This is a genomic window from Vibrio scophthalmi, from assembly GCF_040869025.1.
In the GTDB taxonomy this organism is placed as follows: Bacteria; Pseudomonadota; Gammaproteobacteria; order Enterobacterales; family Vibrionaceae; genus Vibrio; species Vibrio scophthalmi.
Genome location: NZ_CP134271.1, coordinates 3,254,435 through 3,276,880 on the forward strand (window position 1 = coordinate 3,254,435; position 22,446 = coordinate 3,276,880).

At 45.6% G+C, this 22,446-nt stretch carries 19 protein-coding genes; 13 read left to right on the forward strand and 6 right to left on the reverse strand.

Translation table 11 applies throughout. The annotated features are described in order from the left end of the window. Positions 1–17: 17 nt before the first annotated feature. Complete coding sequence (locus tag RJD38_RS14745; protein WP_065430307.1) at positions 18–1,148, reverse strand: homogentisate 1,2-dioxygenase; 1,131 nt, start codon at positions 1,146–1,148, stop codon at positions 18–20. After that, on the reverse strand, positions 1,141–2,214 hold the full coding sequence (gene hppD / locus RJD38_RS14750; protein WP_065430306.1) for a 4-hydroxyphenylpyruvate dioxygenase: 1,074 nt from the start codon (positions 2,212–2,214) through the stop codon (positions 1,141–1,143). Before hppD ends, RJD38_RS14745 begins: the two co-directional genes overlap by 8 nt. 329 nt (positions 2,215–2,543) lie before the next feature. On the opposite strand from hppD, the gene RJD38_RS14755 reads away from it, so the two are divergent. From RJD38_RS14755 to RJD38_RS14780, 6 genes are all read left to right on the forward strand, one after another. Continuing rightward, complete coding sequence (locus tag RJD38_RS14755) at positions 2,544–3,650, forward strand: M20/M25/M40 family metallo-hydrolase (protein ID WP_065430305.1); 1,107 nt, start codon at positions 2,544–2,546, stop codon at positions 3,648–3,650. 132 nt (positions 3,651–3,782) lie between these two features. Continuing rightward, positions 3,783–4,181: a hypothetical protein gene (locus RJD38_RS14760; RefSeq protein WP_065430304.1), complete on the forward strand. Its 399-nt coding sequence runs from the start codon at positions 3,783–3,785 to the stop codon at positions 4,179–4,181. Between the two features lie 107 nt (positions 4,182–4,288). Then, a complete protein-coding gene (locus tag RJD38_RS14765; protein WP_065430303.1) occupies positions 4,289–5,704 on the forward strand; it encodes a TolC family protein in 1,416 nt (471 codons plus the stop codon). Between the two features lie 10 nt (positions 5,705–5,714). Beyond that, on the forward strand, positions 5,715–7,445 hold the full coding sequence (locus RJD38_RS14770; protein WP_065430302.1) for an efflux RND transporter periplasmic adaptor subunit: 1,731 nt from the start codon (positions 5,715–5,717) through the stop codon (positions 7,443–7,445). Further along, positions 7,442–10,591: an efflux RND transporter permease subunit gene (locus RJD38_RS14775; protein WP_065545281.1), complete on the forward strand. Its 3,150-nt coding sequence runs from the start codon at positions 7,442–7,444 to the stop codon at positions 10,589–10,591. The genes RJD38_RS14770 and RJD38_RS14775 overlap by 4 nt, the downstream gene beginning before the upstream one ends. A 10-nt stretch (positions 10,592–10,601) precedes the next feature. Next, entirely contained in the window at positions 10,602–11,093 is a 492-nt protein-coding gene (locus RJD38_RS14780) for a copper-resistant cuproprotein CopI (protein WP_083163363.1), read from the forward strand. A 95-nt stretch (positions 11,094–11,188) separates the two neighbouring features. On the opposite strand, the gene RJD38_RS14785 is transcribed toward RJD38_RS14780, so the two are convergent. The 3 genes from RJD38_RS14785 to RJD38_RS14795 form a co-directional block, all read right to left on the reverse strand. Beyond that, complete coding sequence (locus tag RJD38_RS14785) at positions 11,189–11,617, reverse strand: VOC family protein (RefSeq protein WP_065430299.1); 429 nt, start codon at positions 11,615–11,617, stop codon at positions 11,189–11,191. A gap of 174 nt (positions 11,618–11,791) precedes the next feature. Continuing rightward, positions 11,792–12,181, reverse strand: a complete 390-nt coding sequence (locus RJD38_RS14790; RefSeq protein WP_065430298.1) for a ribosome recycling factor family protein — start codon at positions 12,179–12,181, stop codon at positions 11,792–11,794. Positions 12,182–12,293: 112 nt separating this feature from the next. Next, entirely contained in the window at positions 12,294–12,881 is a 588-nt protein-coding gene (locus RJD38_RS14795; RefSeq protein WP_005597633.1) for a TfoX/Sxy family DNA transformation protein, read from the reverse strand. 363 nt (positions 12,882–13,244) lie between these two features. Here RJD38_RS14795 and RJD38_RS14800 point away from each other — a divergent pair, with 363 nt between their 5' ends. The 5 genes from RJD38_RS14800 (at position 13,245) to RJD38_RS14820 (ending at position 18,675) form a co-directional block, all read left to right on the forward strand. Then, positions 13,245–14,165: an HDOD domain-containing protein gene (locus RJD38_RS14800; protein ID WP_005597634.1), complete on the forward strand. Its 921-nt coding sequence runs from the start codon at positions 13,245–13,247 to the stop codon at positions 14,163–14,165. Positions 14,166–14,181: 16 nt separating this feature from the next. Further along, positions 14,182–15,087, forward strand: a complete 906-nt coding sequence (locus tag RJD38_RS14805) for a lysine exporter LysO family protein (protein WP_065430296.1) — start codon at positions 14,182–14,184, stop codon at positions 15,085–15,087. A gap of 87 nt (positions 15,088–15,174) precedes the next feature. Beyond that, complete coding sequence (locus RJD38_RS14810) at positions 15,175–15,687, forward strand: hypothetical protein (RefSeq protein WP_005597637.1); 513 nt, start codon at positions 15,175–15,177, stop codon at positions 15,685–15,687. Positions 15,688–15,888: 201 nt separating this feature from the next. Then, a complete protein-coding gene (gene panP / locus RJD38_RS14815) occupies positions 15,889–17,529 on the forward strand; it encodes a pyridoxal-dependent aspartate 1-decarboxylase PanP (RefSeq protein WP_065430295.1) in 1,641 nt (546 codons plus the stop codon). Positions 17,530–17,820: 291 nt separating this feature from the next. Then, a complete protein-coding gene (locus tag RJD38_RS14820) occupies positions 17,821–18,675 on the forward strand; it encodes a MurR/RpiR family transcriptional regulator (protein WP_005597641.1) in 855 nt (284 codons plus the stop codon). 85 nt (positions 18,676–18,760) lie between these two features. On the opposite strand, the gene RJD38_RS14825 is transcribed toward RJD38_RS14820, so the two are convergent. Further along, positions 18,761–20,014 (reverse strand): iron-containing alcohol dehydrogenase, encoded by a 1,254-nt coding sequence (locus RJD38_RS14825; protein WP_065430294.1) that lies wholly within the window; start codon positions 20,012–20,014, stop codon positions 18,761–18,763. A gap of 249 nt (positions 20,015–20,263) precedes the next feature. Between RJD38_RS14825 and RJD38_RS14830 the strand changes: the two genes are divergently transcribed. Beyond that, positions 20,264–20,530 (forward strand): GrxA family glutaredoxin, encoded by a 267-nt coding sequence (locus RJD38_RS14830; RefSeq protein WP_005597645.1) that lies wholly within the window; start codon positions 20,264–20,266, stop codon positions 20,528–20,530. A 209-nt stretch (positions 20,531–20,739) separates the two neighbouring features. After that, entirely contained in the window at positions 20,740–22,422 is a 1,683-nt protein-coding gene (locus RJD38_RS14835; RefSeq protein ID WP_005597647.1) for an aspartate:alanine antiporter, read from the forward strand. The last annotated feature ends 24 nt before the right edge of the window (positions 22,423–22,446 follow it).

Consider the following 22,446-nt stretch of genomic DNA (forward strand, 5'->3'; position numbering starts at 1 on the left):
TCCCTAAAGTGGCTCAGTTAGGCAGATCGCCAACTATAAACATAGTCCGGTAATTCAACCGCCTGCGCCGCAGAAGAAAACTCAAGTGCATGGCGGGTATCAATCATCACGGCAACTTCATCAGTGCGTTTTTTCGGATTTGATTGACTGGCGGCAAAGGCCTTAGGATGAGGTCCATGAGTAAAACCTGCGGGATGAAACGTCACCATGCCCGCTTCAATATTGTCACGACTGAAAAAATCACCTTCGTGGTAAAACAGCACTTCGTCATAATCATCATTGTTATGATAAAACGGCACTTTAAGTGCGCCTGGATCGCTTTCTATTGGGCGTGGCACAAACGTACACACCACAAATCCTTCTCCGACAAACGTCGTGTTGGCAGACGGCGGTAAATGATAACGATGGGACATCAGTGGGCGAATATCGCGCCAATTGAGTCTAACGACCGACAAGTCGCCATGCCAACCAATGGCATCAAGCGGATTAAAGGGATAAGTAATGGTGGCGACTTGGTTATGCCGTTTAACCAATACCTGCGTGGTGGCTTCACTGTACTGAGCTTGAAAAGCCGCGTTGATTTGAGGTACATCCAAAGCTGCGGGGTCAAATATCGCATGTTGACCGACTAAGCCTTTCTCTGGCAAACCATAGCTGCCATCGCTGCACTCAATCATTAACAAGAACATTGGCTCGTGAGGTTCTAAGCGCCAATTGGTTGACCTCGGGATCAAAACGTAGTCACCCGTCACGACACTTAAATGGCCATAATCACAAAACAGTTCTGCAGAGCCTTGATGAATAAACAGCAGTTCATCACCGTCGGCATTGCGGGCAATAAAAGGCATATTTTCCTTCAGCCGCCACACGCGAACTTTGCACTGTGCGTTATGCAATAAGGGCGGAACATCCCAAGGCGAAGTTTGCTTACTTTGCTCGACATGATTGAAGTTAAACGCACGTGGCCGCAGTTCGCCCTGCCACTCTTGCCAACCTGTTGGCGCGTGTTGATGGTGAAAATGGGCCGCTGGGCCAAAAAAGCCAGAGCGGCCGGCTTCTCTTTCATAGATGGCTTGCTTAGGGAAATCAGCGTGAGCTTGTTTTGAGCAAATCCCTTCGCGGTGCGGATAAGTGATCCCTTTACGCATCCTTTAGCACTCCTCGCTGTATTTGATCCTCTTCAATCGACTCAAACAGCGCTTTAAAGTTACCTTCGCCAAAGCCCTGATTGCCCTTTCGTTGAATGATTTCAAAAAATACCGGGCCGATAACTGTTTGAGTAAAGATCTGTAGCAAAATACCATCTTTCATCGGCGCGCCATCAATCAAGATACGTAATTGCTTTAATCGTTCCAAATCTTCATGATGCCCTTCCACTCTCTGATTTACCTTCTGATAATAGGTATCGGGGGTTGGCATAAACAGCATTCCCCGCGCGCGAAGATCGGTTACGGTCTGGTAGATATCATCAGTACTCAGCGCAATATGCTGAATACCTTCGCCGTTGTATTCGCGAATAAACTCTTCAATCTGCGATTTATCATCTGATGACTCATTGATTGGAATGCGTATTTTCCCACAAGGTGATGTCATCGCTCGGCTCACTAACCCGGTGAGTTTGCCCTCTATATCAAAATAGCGGATCTCACGAAAATTGCCGATACGTTCATAGAATCCCGACCACACGTCCATATGGCCTTGTTTAACGTTGTGGGTTAAATGATCGACCTCAAACAAGCCAACACTTTGTTCACGACAGCGCTGCTCAGCATCGGCATAAAAACAAAAATCGACATCATAAATACTCTGTTCACCATAACGATCGACAAAGTAGATCAAACTGCCGTCGATACCATGAATAGCCGGAATTGAAAGCTCCATAGGGCCAATTTCCGTCTGGTATTCAGTGGCGCCATTGGTTAATGCATAGCGCATGGCCTCGCCACTATTCACCACCCGAAACGCCATACCGCAGACCGATGGGCCATGCTGCTTAGCGCAGCGATGGGCTTGGCTATGTGGCTGGGCGTTGACGATAAAATTAATCTCCCCTTGCCTAAACAACCACGCTTCTTTCGAGCGATGTTTTGCAATTTCAGCAAAACCCAGTGATGCAAACAAAGATTTAAGCTGTTCTATGCCTTGCTCATCCGCGGCGGTGTACTCAACAAACTCAAAACCATCTGTCCCTAATGGATTGTATTCACTGTTCATTTTAACCTCGCTGTCCGTATATAGCCGTTGTCATTGGTCGTCGAAATGACTGCTTTAATTAACTTTGGCCTACGGAACTGAACATGGAAAACTGGGACGGTAACTTGAATGCGAAAGAGACTTACTGACAAATGTAAAACCAACTTGCCACTGCTTGTTTTTAATACAATGCGTTGATTTATCGACAATTAAAATCCGCCGCCCGTAACAATTGGTTTACATCGTGTAATTGTTGCAGCCAGATAGGGAGAAACTTTGATTTACATCAGGGTATACCCCTGCAAATCAGGGCTATGTTAACTGCCTCTGTTCCCTAATGAGATATAACAATGAATCCAATTAACCGTGATCGCCTGGTAGAGCATTTCTGCCAACTAATTAAAATCGACAGTGAAACAGGCTTTGAGAAAGAGATTGCTGAAGCGCTTGCAGAACAACTTGGTGAGCTTGGCTTCACCGTTCATAAGCTACCAGTACCAGAGCAGTACACTAATGGTTTCAACATCTATGCACGCTTAGAAGGCACACTTGCAGACAGCGTGGTAATGAGCTGCCATATGGATACAGTGACTCCGGGCAAAGGCATTGAGCCTATCATTGAAGATGGCATCATTCGCTCTAAAGGCAATACCATTCTGGGGGGCGATGATAAATCAGGCATTGCTGCGATTATGGAAGCAGTCCGTTGTATCCAAGCTGAAAACCTTGAGCACAAAACGCTAGAAATCGCCTTTACTGTCCATGAAGAAGGTGGTCTACACGGCTCTGAACACTTCGATATGAGCTTCATCAAATCGGATAAAGCGATTGTACTTGATACCGGTGGCCCGATTGGCAGCATCGTTAACGCAGCGCCTGGCCAACAAAAAATTGATGCCAAAATTATTGGTCGCCCTGCACACGCAGGTCTTGCGCCTGAAGAAGGCATCAGTGCGATTGGTGTTGCTGCCGATGCAATTACCCAAATGAATTTGCTACGCATTGATTCAGAAACCACCGCAAACATCGGTATCGTTGAAGGTGGTAATGCGACGAACATCGTTATGCCTGAACTGAACATCATCGCTGAAGCTCGCTCGCTAAATAACGATAAGCTAGCAAAACAAGTTCAGCACATGATTGATACCTTCCAAGCAGCAGCAGATAAGCATGGTGCAACGGTAGAGATTGAATCAACCCGAGCTTACGATGGTTTTGTTATTGCAGATGATCACCCACATATCGAGCAAGTAAAAGCCTCTTTCAGTGCCATTGGCGCAGAGCCAATCACCAAAGCAACGGGTGGTGGTAGCGACGCAAATAACTTCAACAAACTGGGTCTAACAACAGTAAACATCTCAACCGGTATGTCTAAAGTACATACCACGGAAGAGTTCATTGCTATTGATGACATGGTTAAGGTCACTGAGTTTGTGCAGCACTACTTAACACACTAATCATTTCCGGTTAGTGACCGACAAATAAACGCTTTAGGCCTGATAAATTGCAATTTATCAGGCCTTTTTTCTTGACCTTCCCCTAGGGGGAAGGATTATTTTAAACACCTCTCTTTTTGAATTGGTCTCAATATGCACGCAAAATCTCTGCGTACAATTTGGTTAGTGTTGCTTACGGCATTGACGCTTGTCGCGTCAAATATGGCGTCGAGCAAAACACTAATGCCAATTCAAATGCTGCAAATGGGCCAACACAATCTAAGCTCATGCACGCCGGAGATGATGTCTGATATGGCATCCGCAACGAGTCATCATCAGATGATGCCGTCAACTAGCGCTACTGAAGACTGTTCAAGTAACGACTCTCTCTATCATGAATGCTGCGATACCACTTGTATTACCGTCTTAGCAGCGTTACTTGCTGAACCAACCGAACACATTCGCATCGCTCACGCGGTGAGTTTTCCGCTTGAATCCCATCGAGATATTATTGAAATAGCTCGATCACTCTATCGCCCGCCAAACGCTTAAATTCTATTCATTTCAGTACTGTTTACATCGCAACACGCGCTGTAAACACCCTACTTTCAATGCCCGAGGATTCGCTCCACGCGCATTTACTATGAATGGATTGAATTGTGAAATTTCATCTAAATTTGGTGACGTTTGCGCTCGCAACTGCAATTAGCTCACTCACCCCTGCCATGGCTGCAGAGCAAAATAGGCCAACATCCGCCTCAGAAACGTCCTTTGCCAAGGCTAACAGTGTCGATGGTTCGGTTAACCTTGAGCAACTGATCAATCTTGCCATCGCTGGTGACGCAACGCGTCAACAGTTAATCGGCCAATCTCAAGCAAGTCTAAATAGTGGCCTTGCTAAAGCAACGCTGGCCGATCCCACCATTAAAGTGGGTTTTGGCGGCGTGCCTGTCGATAGTTTTGCGCTGGACGAGGATCCAATGAGCAACATCTCGTTAGGGATAATGCAAAAATTTGACCGCGGTGATAGTACCGCCTACCAAGCAGAACAAGCCAAAAATCAAGCCAATGTCGGGCTCAATCAAGCGAATTTGCGCGCGCAAGAAGTCGCAATGCAAATCACCACGCTTTGGTTAGAGCTTGGGTATAACCAAACGGCAGCACAGTTATTACAAGAGCAAAAACGCTGGTTGATTCAATTGGAATCAAGTCTTGATAGCAATTACGCATTAGGGTTAAGCGAATCGCAAGATGTGATTACCGCACAACTTCGCGTCAGCCAATTGGAACAAAAACTGCTCTCTAATCAACAGATGCAACAAGGCATTCTTGCGCAGTTTTCTGAATGGTTTCCTGCTATTTCAGCTCATTCTGTCGAGATGTCGTTGCTAGACCTGAGTCATATCAAAGCATCGAATCAAATCGACTGGACACGGCTTAACAGCAAATTAGCAACACTGCAGAGCCAAAACGATCGCTATGCGCTATTACGCCAACATCCTATGTTGCAATCACTTGATGCGTCCATTCTCGCGGCAAAATCGCAAGTATCTCTCGCCGAACAGGCTTACTCACCGCAGTTCGGTGTTGAGCTTATGTATGCGCATCGCCAAGCTAATAATATGCGAGGAGAGCCCGCCCCCGATATGGTAAGTGCTTATCTCACTCTCGATGTGCCGCTCTTTACCGGGAATAAACAAGATAAAGTCCACGCAGCAGCACAATACCAAGTCGGCTCGGCGCAAGCACAAAAAGATGCGTGGTTAGCAAAACTCAATAGTCAACTCTCGGCTCTGCTCTCTAATCGTCAGTTCACCCTCGAACGTATCGAGCGCTACCGCTCGACGCTGCTTAAACAAGCCAATGCTCAGCGTAAGGCAGTTGAACAAGGTTATCAAAATAACAGCGCCACATTTAGTGACATTGTCACAAGCTCAACTAACCAGTTAGCCATTGAACTTGAATACCAGCGTTTACTGACCGACTTGAACATTATCAACAATCAATTAGCCAATTTAGTCGGCGCTTTCAACATAGAGCCACAACTCACGTTTACAACCGACGAACATCGCTAGGATGTATTTCATGAAAAATTTAAAAATCGCTACGGTTGCCCTACTCGTGGGTGGTGCCCTTGGATTTTCCGCTAATCAATGGTTGATGCCAGCTTCGCACTCCACTGCATCGACATCACTAAGCAGCACCAACGAACCTTCGCAAGAACCACTTTATTGGGTCGCGCCAATGGACCCAAATTATCAGCGAGATAAACCGGGCAAATCCCCTATGGGAATGGATTTGGTCCCTGTTTACGCTGAAGACTCAAACCAACCTCAAGCCAAAGGAACCGTCACCATTTCCGCCGCGGTAGAAAACAATCTTGGGGTAAAAACAACCCAAGTCGAGTTACAGCCCCTGCGTCCGACAATCGATGCTGTTGGCTATGTTGCGTTTGATGAAAGCACGCTATGGCAAACGAATGTCCGCACCAGTGGTTGGGTGGAAAAACTTTATGTCGATGCAGTCGGCGAAAAAGTAAAACAAGGTGACGTGTTATTTACGTTCTATTCACCTGACTTAGTCAAAGCACAAGAAGAACTGCTTAATGCTAGCCGTACTGGACGCAAAGCAATTATTAGCGCCGCAAAGCAGCGACTCAGTGCGCTCGGTATTGATGACGCGCAAATTCAACAAATCTATCGCCGTGGCAAGGCCAAACAACACATTGAGATCAAAGCCATTGCTGATGGCGTAATCGCCAATTTAAACGTGCGTGAAGGTGGCTATTTAACGCCAGCGCAAACGGCAATCAGTGCTGGCCCACTAGACCATGTTTGGGTTGATGTTGAACTATTTGAACGCCAAGGCCATTGGGTTAAATCGGGTAGCCAAGCCAATATGACGTTGGATGCGATTCCCGGTCAAACTTGGCAAGGCATGGTCGATTATGTCTACCCGATCCTCGATCCGGCCACGCGTACCTTGCGGGTAAGACTCAAGTTCGACAACCCTCAAGGTGAGTTAAAGCCAAACATGTTCGCCAACATTCGCCTAACCCCCGTGAGCGAAGATCAAGTCTTAACCATTCCTCGCTCAGCCGTTATCCGCTCAGGAGCGATGAGTCGTGTGGTACTTGCCCTAGGCGATGGTAAATATCGTTCAGCCCGAATCGAGACAGGCCGAGAAGCCGCCGACCGAATTGAAATATTATCTGGCTTAACTGCCGCCGATTATGTCGTGATCTCAGCACAATTTATGTTGGACTCAGAATCTAGCCAAAGCGCTGATCTATCGCGAATTAATGGTACCGATAGTTCACCGGTGACAGCGTGGGCAAATGGACAAATAACCGACATCATGGCAAATCACCGTATGGTGACAATTAATCACCAACCTGTCGAAGCCTGGAATTGGCCCGGCATGGTGATGAATTTTACACTCCATCCTTCACTGGATATTACAGCGCTCAAGCAGGGTCAGTCGATCGACTTTGAGATGGAGAAAACCGCTCAAGGGGATTACCTAATTACACAAATCAAACCTGCGCAAAGCCCTGCAGACCAAGTATGGATCGACGGTCAGATCACCATGTTAATGAGTGACTTCAATATGGTGACACTTTCGCATGAAAACGTTGAATCACTCAAATGGTCAGCGGGAGAGCAAAACTTTGAAGTGGCTGATAACTTCGATTTATCCCCCTTTCGCGAGGGCCAAAGGGTTCGATTTCTAGTCACGAATCAAATGGGTGAATGGCAGCTGAAACAGATTATTCCCTCCACTGAACAACATCCAGTAGCAGGAGGCCCACAATGATTGGAGCCATTATTCGTTGGTCTATCAGCAATCGCTTTTTGGTGTTAGTTGCCGCCATATTGCTGACATTTGCAGGGCTATACAGCGTTAAAAACACCCCTGTCGATGCGATCCCAGATCTCTCTGACGTGCAGGTGATCATAAAAACCAGTTATCCCGGCCAAGCGCCGCAAGTGGTCGAGGATCAGGTCACCTATCCCCTCACTACGGCTATGCTCGCGGTGCCTGGAGCGGAAACAGTGCGCGGCTACTCATTTTTTGGCGATTCTTACGTCTACATCATTTTTAACGATGATACCGACATGTATTGGGCTCGCTCACGAGTGTTAGAGTATTTAAGCCAAGTTGCCCCTAACTTGCCCTCTCAAGCAAAGCCGACCCTTGGCCCGGATGCAACCGGCGTGGGCTGGGTTTACAGCTATGTACTGCAAGACAAAACTGGCCAACACGATCTAGCTCAATTACGCAGCCTACAAGATTGGTTCTTAAAATATGAGCTGCAAACCGTCTCGGGCGTATCAGAGGTTGCGACTGTGGGTGGTATGGTTAAGCAGTACCAAGTACAAATCGATCCAGCCAAATTGCGTGCCTACGATCTGACATTACAACAAGTCAACTCAGCCATCAGTAACGGCAACCAAGAGAGTGGCGCCTCAGTGATTGAGGTCGCTGAAGCGGAACATATGGTGCGCTCATCGGGGTATCTCTCAAGCATTGATGACTTACAAGCATTGCCATTAAAAGTAACACCAAAAGGCACACCACTGCTGCTTGGTGATGTGGCAGATATTAGCTTAGGGCCGCAAATGCGCCGAGGTATTTCAGAGCTAAATGGCGAGGGTGAAGCAGTTGGCGGCGTTATCGTGATGCGTTTTGGCGAAAATGCCAGCCAAGTGATTGATAATGTCAAAATCAAACTGGCAGAGCTTCAAGCAGGACTGCCTGAAGGCGTTGAAATTGTCACCACCTATGATCGCTCAACGTTAATTAATTCAGCCGTCGATAATCTTTGGCAGAAACTGGCCGAAGAGTTCTTAGTTGTCGCCGTCGTTTGCGCACTGTTTCTATTCCATATTCGCTCATCCTTGGTCATAGCCATTAGCTTACCCATCGGTATTCTATCCGCCTTTATCGTGATGCACTGGCAAGGTATCAATGCCAATATTATGTCATTAGGTGGCATCGCCATTGCGATTGGCGCCATGGTTGATGGCGCGATTGTAATGATTGAAAACGTGCATAAACACATCGAGAAAACACCTTTAACGGATGAAAATCGTTGGCAGGTAATCAGTAAAGCCGCTGAAGAAGTCGGCGCGCCACTGTTTTTCTCGCTGTTGATCATTACGTTGAGCTTTGTGCCCGTCTTTGCCCTTGAAGGTCAAGAAGGCAAAATGTTCTCTCCGCTGGCATTTACGAAGACGTATGCAATGGCGGCCGCGGCAGGTTTGGCCATCACACTAGTGCCCGTTTTGATGGGCTATTTCGTGCGAGGCCGAATTCTTCCTGAGCATAAAAATCCTATCAATCGTGGTTTGGTTGCTCTCTATCGCCCCATGCTAAACCTCAGCTTGCGCTACCCGAAAAGTATGATTTGCTTCGCGTTGGTGTTATTAGCATCAGCCTACTATCCAACCAAGCAACTTGGCAGTGAATTCATTCCCCCGCTGGATGAAGGCGATCTGATGTACATGCCAACAACCTACCCAGGAATCTCGATTGGTAAAGCTCGCGAGTTACTGCAACAAACCAACAAATTAATTAAAACGGTTCCTGAAGTTGAAACCGTGTGGGGCAAGATTGGTCGCGCCGAAACCGCCACCGATCCGGCGCCTCTTACGATGATAGAAACCACCATTCAACTCAAACCACGTGAAGAGTGGCGTGAAGGTGTCACCACCGAATCGCTACGCAAAGAGTTTGATGATTTGGTGCAATTTCCCGGCTTAACCAACGCTTGGGTAATGCCTATCAAGACTCGTATCGACATGTTAGCGACAGGGATCAAAACCCCGATTGGCATTAAGATCGCAGGCCCCGATCTCAAGGTGATTGAGCAGCTTGGCGCAAAACTGGAGCCGATACTCGCTCCGATTGCAGGCACAACCTCTGTTTATGCGGAACGAGTCGCTGGCGGTCGTTACGTCACGATTGATATCAATCGCCGTCAAGCGGCCCGTTACGGTCTTAACATCCGCGATATACAACAAGTGATTGCAACTGCGGTCGGTGGAATGAAGGTAGGAGAAACAGTAGAAGGATTAGAGCGCTACCCAATTAATGTCCGCTACCCGCAATATTATCGTGATTCGGTGGTCAAACTGCAGAATTTACCACTCGTCACCCCAAATGGCGCGCGCATTGCCCTTGCTGATGTGGCTGATATTCGCTACGAAGACGGCCCACCAATGATTAAGACCGAGAATGCACGGCCAAACGGCTGGGTATTTGTTGATATCGAGGGCCGAGATTTAGGTTCCTACGTTAAAGAAGCGCAACAAACCGTCACCGAACAACTCACGCTTCCTGCCGGTTATTCACTGACATGGTCAGGCCAATACGAATACATGGAACGCGCCAAGGAACGTTTGAGTGTCGTTGTACCTGTGACTTTGGCCATCATCGTGCTGCTGCTCTATTTGAGTTTCCGCCGTGTCGGCGAAGTATTGATCATCATGACCACACTCCCTCTCGCGATGGTTGGCGGCTTATGGTTGATGTACCTACACGGCTTTAACTTCTCTATTGCGGTTGGCGTCGGTTTTATTGCCCTTGCCGGCGTTGCGGTTGAGATTGGCGTAATTATGTTGGTCTATCTCAACCAAGCATGGGATGAGCGACTCACAGCCGCACAAACAACTCAGCAGCCGCTGACAGGCCAACAACTCAATGATGCCATTAGCCAAGGTGCAGGCCTGCGCGTTCGACCTGTGATGATGACCGTTAGTACGGTGATCATCGGCCTCATTCCAATCATGTATGGCCATGGTACAGGCTCAGAAGTGATGCAGCGTATCGCCGCGCCAATGATTGGCGGTATGGCCTCGGCATTATTACTGACGCTATTAGTTTTACCGGCCATTTTCAAATTATGGAAACAGCAGCAACTCAAACAATCACAACGTAAGCTCAACGAAATGAAATAAGGAAGACATCATGAAACTCGTAATATTAATCAGCTTAATGCTTAGTGCCTCTTTTGCTTATGCCAAGATGGATCATAGCAAAACCGATCACAGCAACATGAGCCACAGCCAAATGCAGTCCATGCCCGGTATGACTCAAGTCGGCATGCCTGCACAAGGTGCAAAAGCCGATAAGGTTATCCATGTAATCCTAAGTGATGATAAACCGATCCAGTTCAAAAAAGATGTCAATATAGAAGAGAACGATGTCGTTCAGTTTGTGGTAATGAATACCGGGACTAAAAGCCATGAATTTGCTATTGGATCCAAAGATGAGTTAAGCCGTCATCACAAAATGATGGCGCAAATGGCCGGCATGGAGCATGACACTAACAGTTCTATCATCGTTGCACCGAAAAAGGCGCGTCAGTTTACCTGGCATTTTCATGGTGATAAACACGTTGAGCTCGCCTGTAACATCAAAGGCCACCAGCAACACAGTAAATCACTCATGGTCAATTAACCCAAAATCAGACAAGCGACTTATTGCCGCTTGTCATGAACAAGCCCAGCGCGGATGAAGAACCAATCCGCGCTGGGCATCTCTAATTTAATATCTTACAACGTGTAATCGTTACGCTCGTCATCTTGCTGTGACAAGTATTCGACAAACTCAAACTGTATCTTATGCTGATCCATATAATACACATTCTTGCGATGAGGATGTTCCGCGCCCCAATGATCGAGTTCATATCCTGCTTGCTTTAAACGTTCAATCAATTGCTCAACGTTAGGTACCGCAAAACCCAAATGATTTAAGCCGGTAAAACGCTCAGTCCAGTATGGAGCCGTGCCTTCGCCCAATGAATCGATGGCAATATAAAATTGTTCATCGCCAATGTGGAACCACTCGATCTGTTCATCGCGCTCATTAACATAACGCCCTTGCCCCCGAACTTGCCAGTCTGGCAATGCAGAAAGCAGAAACTCGATAGTTTGACGTGGATCGACAACGGATATATTGGCGTGTTCTAGATAACTTTTCATATTCTTAGTCCTTTAAGTGATGGCAAATTTCGTTCTGTCGTTGCAAACACCTTAAGACCCCAAGTTAACTTGAGGTAAAGACTTTTATGATCATTATTTTTCGAATATATTCGTCGAGTTTGATAATTAATATTGAAGAAGGGTGGACAGTAAAAGAAGAGAATAATAAAAAGGTTACAGCGTCTCGTTATTAAAGCGAGCCACACGCGCTTCCGCCTCGCTACAATGCGTCAAACTAACCAGCTCAGCAATTGTAATAGTAGGATTATTGAGGATCAATTGAGCTAATTGCTGCTCTAGCGTCAGTGGCGGTTCAATATTTACCAGAGCTGTCGTGATCTTGGAAAGCATAAATTGATAGACAATGACATCACTATCAATAAGCGCCTGCTTAAACAGCTCAATTTGAGCGAACTCTCCCACCAACTGCCAATGGCGTGAGCGTCTAACCCGTTTCAATTCACATTCGTATTGCAGGGCAAGCTCTCTTGCCGTCGACATAGAAGTTCGACCAATTCGGTGAATAAGAGAAGGTAATGCGATAATAATCAGCGAATCAGACATAGCAACAGGTTCTAAAATTCAATGATGCTACTCTAATTCAAAACCAATAAAAAAACACCGAAACAAGTTCGGTGTTTTTATTTTCTAATGCAATTACATTACTGCGGCTACTTTAGTGGCAATTAGCGAGTAGCTGACGCTTACGCGGTTCTTGGATAAGTTTCCAGTGAATACCTTCGATTGCACCGGCAAATTTCCATAACAACTTTACGTCAACGTCGCTACCATAGGTTTGCTTAACACGAGAAAAGACCTGTGCCGCCCCTAATTCAATAAACTCTTCAACATCATCGATGCCCGCTTTCTTAACCATGCGCTCTAAGGTCAATTGCATATTTGGCAAATCTCTTAGACGACGGTTAGCTGAAGAGCGCTTGTATTTACGCTGAGACACTGAATGGTCGATAGATTGTTTTACAACCTTATCTAGCTCAGCGCTCTTCGTATTAAAATGTTCAGTGATATCGTAGTAATTTACAGTTGCTGTCGTTTGTTTCTTAATATGACGATACTTTTCACAACCTAACGCGATGAGTTCTTCATCCAAACCATCTCCACCGCGAATAAATATATGATCACTACTGATTAATGCGAACATTGCATCGTCTTTGAATAGACCCGTTCCTCCGAACATTGAACGCTTTTGGAAGTCACCAAATTTGCCAACATACTCAATAAACAATTGCTCTGTCATATCCATTGATCCTTTTAATCATTAACCCCGATTACTTGTGATCACCAGATAGCAGCGTTTTAGCGAAAAAATTATTTTTTAGGGTCATATAGTGTATTTATTATCAAAAGCTTGACCCTTTATTTGATACCTAAAATGATAGTTAACGAAACGAATTAAGTCTGGTCATACTTCACATCAATAAGAGTCGAATTGCTTAAAAATGAGACAAAAATCACAGTGCCGGAATTCCGTTATTCGCATGCGTCAAAAAAACCACTCTGCGAGTAAGGTAGAATAACTTAGTGAAATATCAATGAATAAGATTTCCCATTGCTTGTTTGCTTAGATAAACGGTAAACTCCACCCAAAATACATAATAAAATTACTATGACTCATTTATCTTTTTATTGGCTGCCAGAAAACCGACAATTGATTGAGCAAGGTATCGAAAGTGAGTTCACCCACTTCCTTGAAAGCTCAATTGACTCTGGAAAAATCACCTTACCCCCTATTCCTGAAGTCGTTCTAAACATTCAACGACTTTGTAACCTAGATACCACGACCATCTTCGATATCGCCGATAGTTTGACTGAAGACCCTGGTCTTGCGGCGGTCGTTATTCGTGTCGCAAACTCGGTTATTTTTAATCGACGAAATATTGAATGCACCGACATTGTTACCGCCGTTTCCCGCCTTGGTATCTTGCGTGTACGTGATATCGTCACCGCCCAATCGATCGAACAGCTGAAAAATTCTGTTAACCTTAGCGACGAATGTAATGCACTTTTACGTAAAAGTGCTCGAACCTCAAAAGAGCTCTCGGCCACCATGGTCATGGTCACCAAAGAGTTTAAGCTAGCCGAACCTGCAAACTATCAACATCTCGACTCTGACAAAGCTCTTCTCACCGGTTTACTAGCCGATATTGGTTTATTCTGCATCTTAAATGAGTACTACCTTTATTTAGAACGAGGCAATTATCTTGAACCTGAATTGGCACTGCGCATATTCAGTTCAATCTGCCCTGCCGCGAGTAAATTGGTACTGAGTAAATGGGGGTTCGATAAAGACTTTATTGATGTCGCGACTAACCAAGATAACCAACAACTGGATTTCGACGTCAGCTACTTAGAGATTGCACGAATCGCCAACCATATTTTGATGTTCCGCCGTAAAGACGACCGCCTCGATGAACACGAAATTGAAATCGATGTGACGGGCGCAGATATTCTGTACAAATTAACCAATTTGGGAGATAGTGAGTTTCGTCTAAAAATCAACGAACTCATCTGCGCTAGCGGTTTATAGCACTTCAGGAATTTGTATGTTCACAGGGATGTTATTCATCTTCACCCCACTTGTGGTGGGGTATTTAATTGCGGTTTCAAATCAGCGTCTGCTCGATCAAATCAATGCCACAACAGCTCGACTTGTTTTGGTTATTTTGGCCTTGATGGGCTTAAGCCTAGCGGCGCTGGATAATCTTGGCGAAAATCTACAAACCATTGTCAGCTACACGGCAACCTTCTTTATCTGTTTAGGCTTATGCAATATCGCGGTGCTTCCTTTAGTCGACAAATTTTTACCGCTTGAAGCTGACGCTAAACAAACTCACCTGCCTCTTTCTAGTATGGCGCTTGAATCGGTCAAACTGATTTTTGTTGTCGGGGGTGGCCTAGCGGTCGGTTTATTATTGCCAATCGACCTTTCATGGGTTGAGACTGCCAGCGAGTGGATTCTATTTGTCCTACTGTTTTTTATTGGCATTCAACTGCGCAACAGTGGCTTGACCCTCAAACAAATTTTGATCAATAAGCAAGGCATGTGCATTGCCGCTTTGGTCATTGGTAGCTCACTAGTCGGTGGGGCAATTGCCGCGACCATCCTTGATATCGACCTTTACCGTGGTTTTGCCATGGCGTCAGGCTTTGGCTGGTATTCATTAGCCGGTATTTTAATGGGTGATGCGTTTGGACCCGTATATGGCGGTGTGTCATTTATGATTGAGCTACTCCGTGAACTCGTTGCGCTGGTGCTTATCCCACTACTGATCCGCTCTCGCCCATGTACTGCAATTGGCTACGCTGGTGCAACCGCAATGGATTTTACCCTACCCGTTATCCAAACCACAGGCGGTGTACGCTGCGTGCCCGTTGCGATTGTTAGCGGCTTTATTTTGAGTTTATTGGTCCCAGTAATGATGCTGTTCTTTGTCTCACTTGCGGGTTAGATCGCGGGAATTTTTGCAGAATTTCCCTACACTATGGCCAATGAATTCGTTCTTATACTCACAATAACGACAACTAGGATGTTAACTATGAATCGAGTCATGATTGCATTGTTGCTCAGCGTTAGCTCAAGCGCTGCATTTTCAGCAGACAATGACTGTCTATCTCAGAAATATGATGCTTACATAGAAGCGTCAATGCATTGGTATGAAGATCTGTCGCAACTCACTGCAGAACAATATCCCGATCTTAAAGAAGTCAGCCAATGGTATTTGGATGCGCGCCGCAATCACTTCGATCTCAATGCCGCCGCTGTAAAATATTATTTAGCCAACGACCCATCTAAAGTGGCAACCCAAAAACCGGTTGAAGGTTGGTTGCAACTAGAACAGCAAGAGATTAAAGCATTGGCGAACCGTGACGATGAATTAGGTCAAATTGCGGCAAAAACATTTGCCGACCGTCAAGCCGTCCCGCATAAACAAAACTACGAATTACGCTCTGCGTTTGCCGATTTGCTGAGTCATCCAACCAAAATCGATACTGCTCTACAACGCTACAATAGCGCGATTGCACAAGTAGAATTAATGAGCTGTAACTGATCTATTTATCTGCTGCGCGTGAGCTATCTGCGACTAAATGGGCAAGTTGACATCAATTTGCTTATTTAGTCGGCACCTTTTCCTTTCCCATCCACATGCATTTAATCTGTAACTTAAGTTTCTTTAATTAAGACGGGACATTGCTTTATTTTTCGTTTAGATTGTTGCGCTGCAATAAAAAGATAAGAGCAACGTAATTGCATGGTATCGGAACAAAGAATGGCTGACGTAAGTTTCGAAAGTTTACTTCGAATCTTTACCGTCCCAGAAGGCCCAGACTCAACACTGACTCAAATTGAAGAAGAACTGTCTCGTAACTTAAATAAGTTTCTACGAGAACATATTGTGGCTGAAGAAAAGCCCTTACGAGAAATTGAGAAAGATTTCTCCTGCGCGGTGATCCCCGAGCAGCCCGAGTTTGTTTCCGAACATACCCAACACCTGCTTGATACGCTGGTGTCGCATTCCGTTCATACTTCTGCACCAAGTTTTATTGGTCATATGACATCCGCATTACCTTATTTCTTAATGCCATTGTCAAAGATCATGATCGCACTTAACCAAAACCTGGTTAAAATTGAAACATCGAAAGCCTTTACCCCACTTGAACGTCAAGTGTTGGGTATGCTTCATCGTCTCATTTATTCACAAGATCATGGTTTCTATCAGCAATGGATGCACAGTGCCAACCACTCACTGGGCGCATTTTGCTCTGGTGGAACCATTGCTAACATCACGGCTCTATGGGTTGCACGTAATAATGCATTGCGCGCACAAGGCCATTTCCGCGGCGTAGAAAAAGAAGGCCTCTTCAAAGCCATGAAACACTATGGTTATGAAGGTTTGGCTATCTTAGTCTCTGAACGCGGCCATTACTCATTGAAAAAAGCAGCCGATGTATTAGGGATTGGTCAAGATGGCCTTGTTGCGGTAAAAACAGACAGCAACAACCGCATCTGCCCTGATGATCTCAAGCTCAAAATCAAAGAGCTGAAAGACAAAAAGATCAAACCATTCGCTGTCATTGGCGTCGCTGGTACAACTGAAACGGGTAATATCGATCCGCTAAAAGCCATGGCGGCAATCTGCCAAGCAGAAGGATGTCACTTCCACGTTGATGCAGCATGGGGCGGTGCCACTTTGATGTCTAACCGTTACCGTCATCTATTGGATGGTATCGAATTGGCCGACTCCGTCACCATTGACGCACACAAACAGCTTTATATTCCAATGGGTGCCGGAATGGTCTTGTTCAAAGACCCAAGCTCAATGAAATCAATCGAGCACCATGCGCAATATATTTTGCGTAAAGGCTCAAAAGATCTCGGCAGCCATACATTAGAGGGTTCACGCTCTGGCATGGCTATGTTGGTGTATGCTGCAATGCATATTATTAGCCGACCTGGCTACGAACTGCTGATCAACCAAAGCATCGAAAAAGCGCGATACTTTGCCGATCTCATCGAGCAGCAAGCAGACTTTGAACTGGTTTCACAGCCGGAATTATGTCTGCTAACCTATCGCTATCTGCCACGCCATGTTCGTGAAGCTCTCGAAAAAGCAAACCCAGCACAACGCACCGAACTTAACGGTCTATTGAATGAACTCACCAAGTTTGTGCAAAAGCGCCAACGTGAAAATGGTCGTTCATTTGTTTCCCGTACGCGCTTAAACCCGGTTCATTGGGACGACTTAAACACCATCGTCTTCCGTGTAGTACTTGCAAACCCACTCACTACTTGTGACATTCTACAAAGTGTCTTAGAAGAACAACGTGAAATCGCCCTACATGGTGCGCCAAGCCTACTAGAGAAAATTGAGTCGCTTGCCAGTAAACTCTGAGTAAACTGAAATTTTCTTTCTAATTTATGTAACTTGGCATCATCACAGGCTAATTAATGTGCAATATGAGCCTTATTCGATCGAATTTGTGTAGTTTTCACAAAATATTGTTTGAGGCTTGTCATATTCTAAGGAATTGGTCCGTAGAAAAATTACTGTAATACTTAGGGTTAGGTTTATACTGGCTCAATGGCGCTGGCGAAAAATTACGTTGTTAGAAAACACCGTTTCTAGCTTAAATACAATGATAACTTCGCCCAGCGAGTTGTTCTCTATACCCTTGTGAACACTATGAATACATTAGAAAAAATACAGAAAAATCTAGAGAATTTCAGTAAGTCTGAACGCAAGGTCGCAGAAGTGATCATGGCGTCACCGCAAACTGCTATTCATTCTAGCATTGCAACATTAGCTAAAATGGCTGATGTGAGTGAGCCTACTGTTAACCGTTTTTGTCGCCGCTTGGACACCAAAGGTTTTCCAGATTTCAAACTGCATTTAGCACAAAGCTTAGCCAACGGTACCCCTTATGTGAACCGTAACGTTGAAGAAGACGATGGCCCAGATGCCTACACGCACAAGATTTTCGAATCGACCATGGCGTGTTTGGATGTGGCTAAAAACAGTCTTGATCCTGTGCAAGTTAACCGTGCCGTTGATCTGCTAACTCAAGCAAAACGCATTTCATTTTTTGGCTTGGGTGCTTCGTCAGCAGTAGCCAAAGATGCACAAAACAAATTCATTCGTTTTAATATTCCGATCACTTGTTTTGAAGATATTGTAATGCAACGCATGAGTTGCATTAACTGCACAGATAACGACGTTATTGTGCTGATCTCGCATACAGGTCGCACCAAAAGCCAAGTTGAAATCGCTAACCTTGCCCGTGAAAACGGCGCAACCGTCATTGCGATCACCGCAAAGGACTCGCCACTGGATAAAGCGAGCTCATTGTCAATTTGCTTGGACGTTCCTGAAGATACTGACGTGTACATGCCAATGGCAAGCCGCGTAGTACAAATGACGGTGATCGACGTTCTCGCGACTGGCTTTACACTACGTCGTGGCTCTGGTTTTCGCGAAAACCTCAAGCGTGTCAAAGATGCACTAAAAGATTCACGTTACGATAAGTTGTCTCACTTCTAAATCGTTACCGAAAAATAACAACGGAGCCAAGAGGCTCCGTTTTTTATGCTTGCTTGTTACTGCAAGCTTATTTCGATTCTAGTCATTATGTTTGATGGCTTGGCGTGACGCCGCCGCTCTCTCCCCACTCTGCCATCAACTGGGCTTTGGCTTGTTTATCAAATGAAACCTCATCGCCACAACTGCCATCACAATTACACACCTGTTGAAGAATAAACAGTAAACGCTCTTCCGTCAGTGGGATTGGATTGCCCTTGATCGCCATTGATTTCATCGCATCTTCGGCGACTTTTTCAAATGAAGTGTTACACACACCAAACTCATTCAGTTTTGGAAGCTCAAGTTTTTCCAGCATCATATTAACCCACAGTACGCAATCATCTCGGCTCGCATTGGTTCGCCCTGTGAGTATTTGCGCCATCTTTCTGTAGCGTGCCAATATATCCGATCTACCCGCGACTGTGGCCGCGTCGATATTTTCTTTCATCACGTATGGCGCAAGGCGCGCAGTGATCACACTATGCGGTGCAGCAAGCTTTCCGCCCAATGCTGAAGCTAAGCCGTGCGCGGCTCCCAATTTAGCATTGGTGATCGCCATGCCGCCAAGCATTGCGGCAAAGGAAAGATCGGAACGCGCTTTAAAGTCATCTCTTAAACATCCGGCAACTATCGATGCGCTTAAGCGGCGCAAACCCTCTTCACACACCATATCGGTCAGTGGGTTGGGTTCACCACACACATAGGCTTCCATCAAATGGGTAAAGGCATCCATCGCACCGCGACCCGAAGTATAGGCATCGGTACCATAAGTCAAAGTCGGATCAACAATCGCCACATCAGCCAACATTTCCGGGCTACGTAGACTGACTTTGACTCGATCTTGCCCTGAACGCAACACAGCATTGCGTGTCACTTCGGAGCCGGTACTTGCGGTGGTTGGAATCGCAATAAAAGGAAGGGGTTTGGTTTTTAGCGGAACATTACGCCCCACTACTTCAACATAATCGTACACATCACCTTGGTTGGGAATAATAGCAGATAGAGCCTTACCCATATCAATCACACTGCCGCCACCAATCGCCACCACCATATCAGGTTTAAACTTGCGTCCTGCGAGCGCCGTCTCTTCTACCATGGTGATATTGGGTTCACCACGAATGGCGACGTGTTGATAGCGCATGTTCTGCATTTTGAGGTAATTGATGATCGGCGAGGCTCGCTCGATTTTCTGCCCGGTAACCAATAATACGCTGTAGCCAAATTGGTTAAAAACCGAGAGGGAGGATTGCAACGCACCTTCACCAAATATGATGCGTGTGGAGGTCATAAATTGGAACATGCCAAGTACACTCCTTAGGCTAAATTGAACTAAAACTAGCTTGCCTCGTGACGAAATAAAATAAATTGACGTAGCCCGCTTTGTGACAAATAACCTTACTTTTTTTAAGACTTTCGAGAGCCAAATCGTGTGTTGTGTTTATTTTTATAGCAATAGATTTTACCTATCGAATCAAGAGGTAAATCGATCTTTATTTTCCCCATTGATTGAGGCATAGTGGCACGTAACAAAATACAGGAGAAAGAATCTATGTTCGTCGTTATTTTTGGTCGCCCAGCATGCCCATTTTGTGTTCGTGCAAAAGAACACGCAGAAACTCTAAAAGCAAAACGTGACGACTTTAACTACCGTTACGTTGACATTCAAGCTGAAGGCATTTCAAAAGCTGACCTAGAAAAAACCGTTGGTAAACCTGTTGAGACGGTTCCTCAAATTTTCATCGACCAAGATCACATTGGTGGCTGTACTGAATTTGAAGCATACGCGAAAGAGCACTTGGGTCTATTTGACGAGTAAATACTCCTCTTCCCCCTTCCTAAAACCGCTGCTTGCAGCGGTTTTTTCATATCTGACAAAACGTTAGCATTACTCCAGATAATCGTTTCTCCCTAATAAAAATAATAGTAGTTTCTACTTATATTTTTTATTTATTCAGCTACAATTTGCACAAATCCTTTCCGCTCACGTAAGTGAGTTTTTACTGGCACAGCACAAGAATTGCCCCTGTGAACATTGACGTCGTACTCTTGCTTGAACAAAACCCTATCCTATTGATTTTCGTAGTGCTTGCGATTGGCCTAGCTATTGGCAAAATTCGCTTTGGCAATCTCCAACTCGGTAATTCTATTGGTGTCTTAATCACATCGCTGATTATGGGCCACCTTGGTTTTACGTTTGATACAGATGCACTCACCATCGGCTTCATGTTGTTTATTTACTGTGTCGGCATTGAAGCTGGCCCTAACTTTTTCGGTATCTTTTTCCGCGATGGGAAGCATTACTTTATTTTAAGTATGGTGGTACTTTCGACTGCATTGCTAATCACCCACTATAGCAGTCAATATCTTGGCCTCGATTTTGGCTTAGCTGCCGGTATGATGGCTGGCGCCTTGACGTCGACACCCGTGCTGGTAGGCGCGCAAGATGCGCTGAACTCTGGGCTTGCCACTATTCCGCGCAATATGGATTTCGGTCTAGTTCTGGAAAACCTATCCGTAGGTTACGCAATGGCATACTTGATTGGCCTGATCAGTATGATTATGTTTGCCAAATTACTGCCAAAACTGCAAAAAGAGAATCTGTCTGACTCAGCACAGAAGATCGCCCAAGAGCGCGGTCTTGGTACATCTGGTCAACGAAAAGTCTATTTGCCGATCATTCGTGCTTATCGCGTGGGTCAAGAGCTGATCGACTGGACTGACGGTAAGAACTTACGTGAGTTAGGCATTTATCGCCAAACGGGTTGTTATATTGAACGTATTCGCCGTGGTGGCATTCTTGCTCACCCTGATGGCGATGCGATTTTGCAAGAGGGCGATGAAATTGCGCTAGTGGGTTTCCCTGATAGCCATGCCCGTCTTGATCCAAGCTTCCGCAACGGTAAAGAAGTGTTCGACCGTAACCTGCTCGACCTGCGTATCGCAGAAGAAGAGATCGTGGTAAAAAGCGATTCGATTGCAGGCAAGCGTCTTTCTGATTTGAATTTATCGGAATACGGTTGTTTCCTAAACCGTGTAGTACGTGCACAAATTGAAATGCCAATGGATCTTGATATCGTCCTGGCGAAAGGTGATGTATTACAGGTCAGTGGTGAAAAGAGTCGCGTACATGGCCTAGCGGAAAAAATCGGTTTCATCTCGATTCATAGCCAAATGGCCGATCTCCTCGCCTTCTGTAGCTTCTTTATCTTAGGCATTCTGTTTGGCTTGATCACTATGACTTTCGGTCAAGTCTCATTCGGCCTTGGTAACGCCGTTGGCCTATTGTTGTCAGGGATTACGCTAGGTTTCTTACGTGCCAACCACCCTACTTTTGGTTATGTACCACAAGGGGCGCTGAACATGGTCAAAGACCTCGGTTTAATGTTCTTCATGGTGGGAATTGGTTTAAGTGCGGGTGGAAAAATGTTTGAGCATCTCACTCATACCGGCCCACAAGTGATTGGCTTGGCTTTCTTGGTCAGCGTTGTACCCGTGGTTTTTGCTTACTTGGTTGGTGCTTATGTATTGAAGATGAACCGCGCGCTGTTGTTTGGTGCCATCATCGGTGCTCGTACGTGTGGGCCAGCAATGGACATCGTTAATGAACACGCAAAATCGACCATTCCCGCACTAGGTTACGCAGGCACCTACGCTATCGCCAATATCTTAATGACACTTGGCGGTACGCTGCTGATTATCCTCAGTTAACACCTAAGTGAATTTAATCACTCT

Bases quoted from the DNA above. Each gene is read 5' to 3' on its own strand.
- RJD38_RS14745 (WP_065430307.1), bottom strand. From the start codon at position 1,148: ATGCGTAAAGGGATCACTTATCCGCACCGCGAAGGGATTTGCTCAAAA.
- hppD (WP_065430306.1), bottom strand. From the start codon at position 2,214: ATGAACAGTGAATACAATCCATTAGGGACAGATGGTTTTGAGTTTGTT.
- RJD38_RS14755 (WP_065430305.1), top strand. From the start codon at position 2,544: ATGAATCCAATTAACCGTGATCGCCTGGTAGAGCATTTCTGCCAACTA.
- RJD38_RS14760 (WP_065430304.1), top strand. From the start codon at position 3,783: ATGCACGCAAAATCTCTGCGTACAATTTGGTTAGTGTTGCTTACGGCA.
- RJD38_RS14770 (WP_065430302.1), top strand. From the start codon at position 5,715: ATGAAAAATTTAAAAATCGCTACGGTTGCCCTACTCGTGGGTGGTGCC.
- RJD38_RS14775 (WP_065545281.1), top strand. From the start codon at position 7,442: ATGATTGGAGCCATTATTCGTTGGTCTATCAGCAATCGCTTTTTGGTG.
- RJD38_RS14780 (WP_083163363.1), top strand. From the start codon at position 10,602: ATGAAACTCGTAATATTAATCAGCTTAATGCTTAGTGCCTCTTTTGCT.
- RJD38_RS14785 (WP_065430299.1), bottom strand. From the start codon at position 11,617: ATGAAAAGTTATCTAGAACACGCCAATATATCCGTTGTCGATCCACGT.
- RJD38_RS14790 (WP_065430298.1), bottom strand. From the start codon at position 12,181: ATGTCTGATTCGCTGATTATTATCGCATTACCTTCTCTTATTCACCGA.
- RJD38_RS14795 (WP_005597633.1), bottom strand. From the start codon at position 12,881: ATGGATATGACAGAGCAATTGTTTATTGAGTATGTTGGCAAATTTGGT.
- RJD38_RS14800 (WP_005597634.1), top strand. From the start codon at position 13,245: ATGACTCATTTATCTTTTTATTGGCTGCCAGAAAACCGACAATTGATT.
- RJD38_RS14805 (WP_065430296.1), top strand. From the start codon at position 14,182: ATGTTCACAGGGATGTTATTCATCTTCACCCCACTTGTGGTGGGGTAT.
- RJD38_RS14810 (WP_005597637.1), top strand. From the start codon at position 15,175: ATGAATCGAGTCATGATTGCATTGTTGCTCAGCGTTAGCTCAAGCGCT.
- panP (WP_065430295.1), top strand. From the start codon at position 15,889: ATGGTATCGGAACAAAGAATGGCTGACGTAAGTTTCGAAAGTTTACTT.
- RJD38_RS14820 (WP_005597641.1), top strand. From the start codon at position 17,821: ATGAATACATTAGAAAAAATACAGAAAAATCTAGAGAATTTCAGTAAG.
- RJD38_RS14825 (WP_065430294.1), bottom strand. From the start codon at position 20,014: ATGTTCCAATTTATGACCTCCACACGCATCATATTTGGTGAAGGTGCG.
- RJD38_RS14830 (WP_005597645.1), top strand. From the start codon at position 20,264: ATGTTCGTCGTTATTTTTGGTCGCCCAGCATGCCCATTTTGTGTTCGT.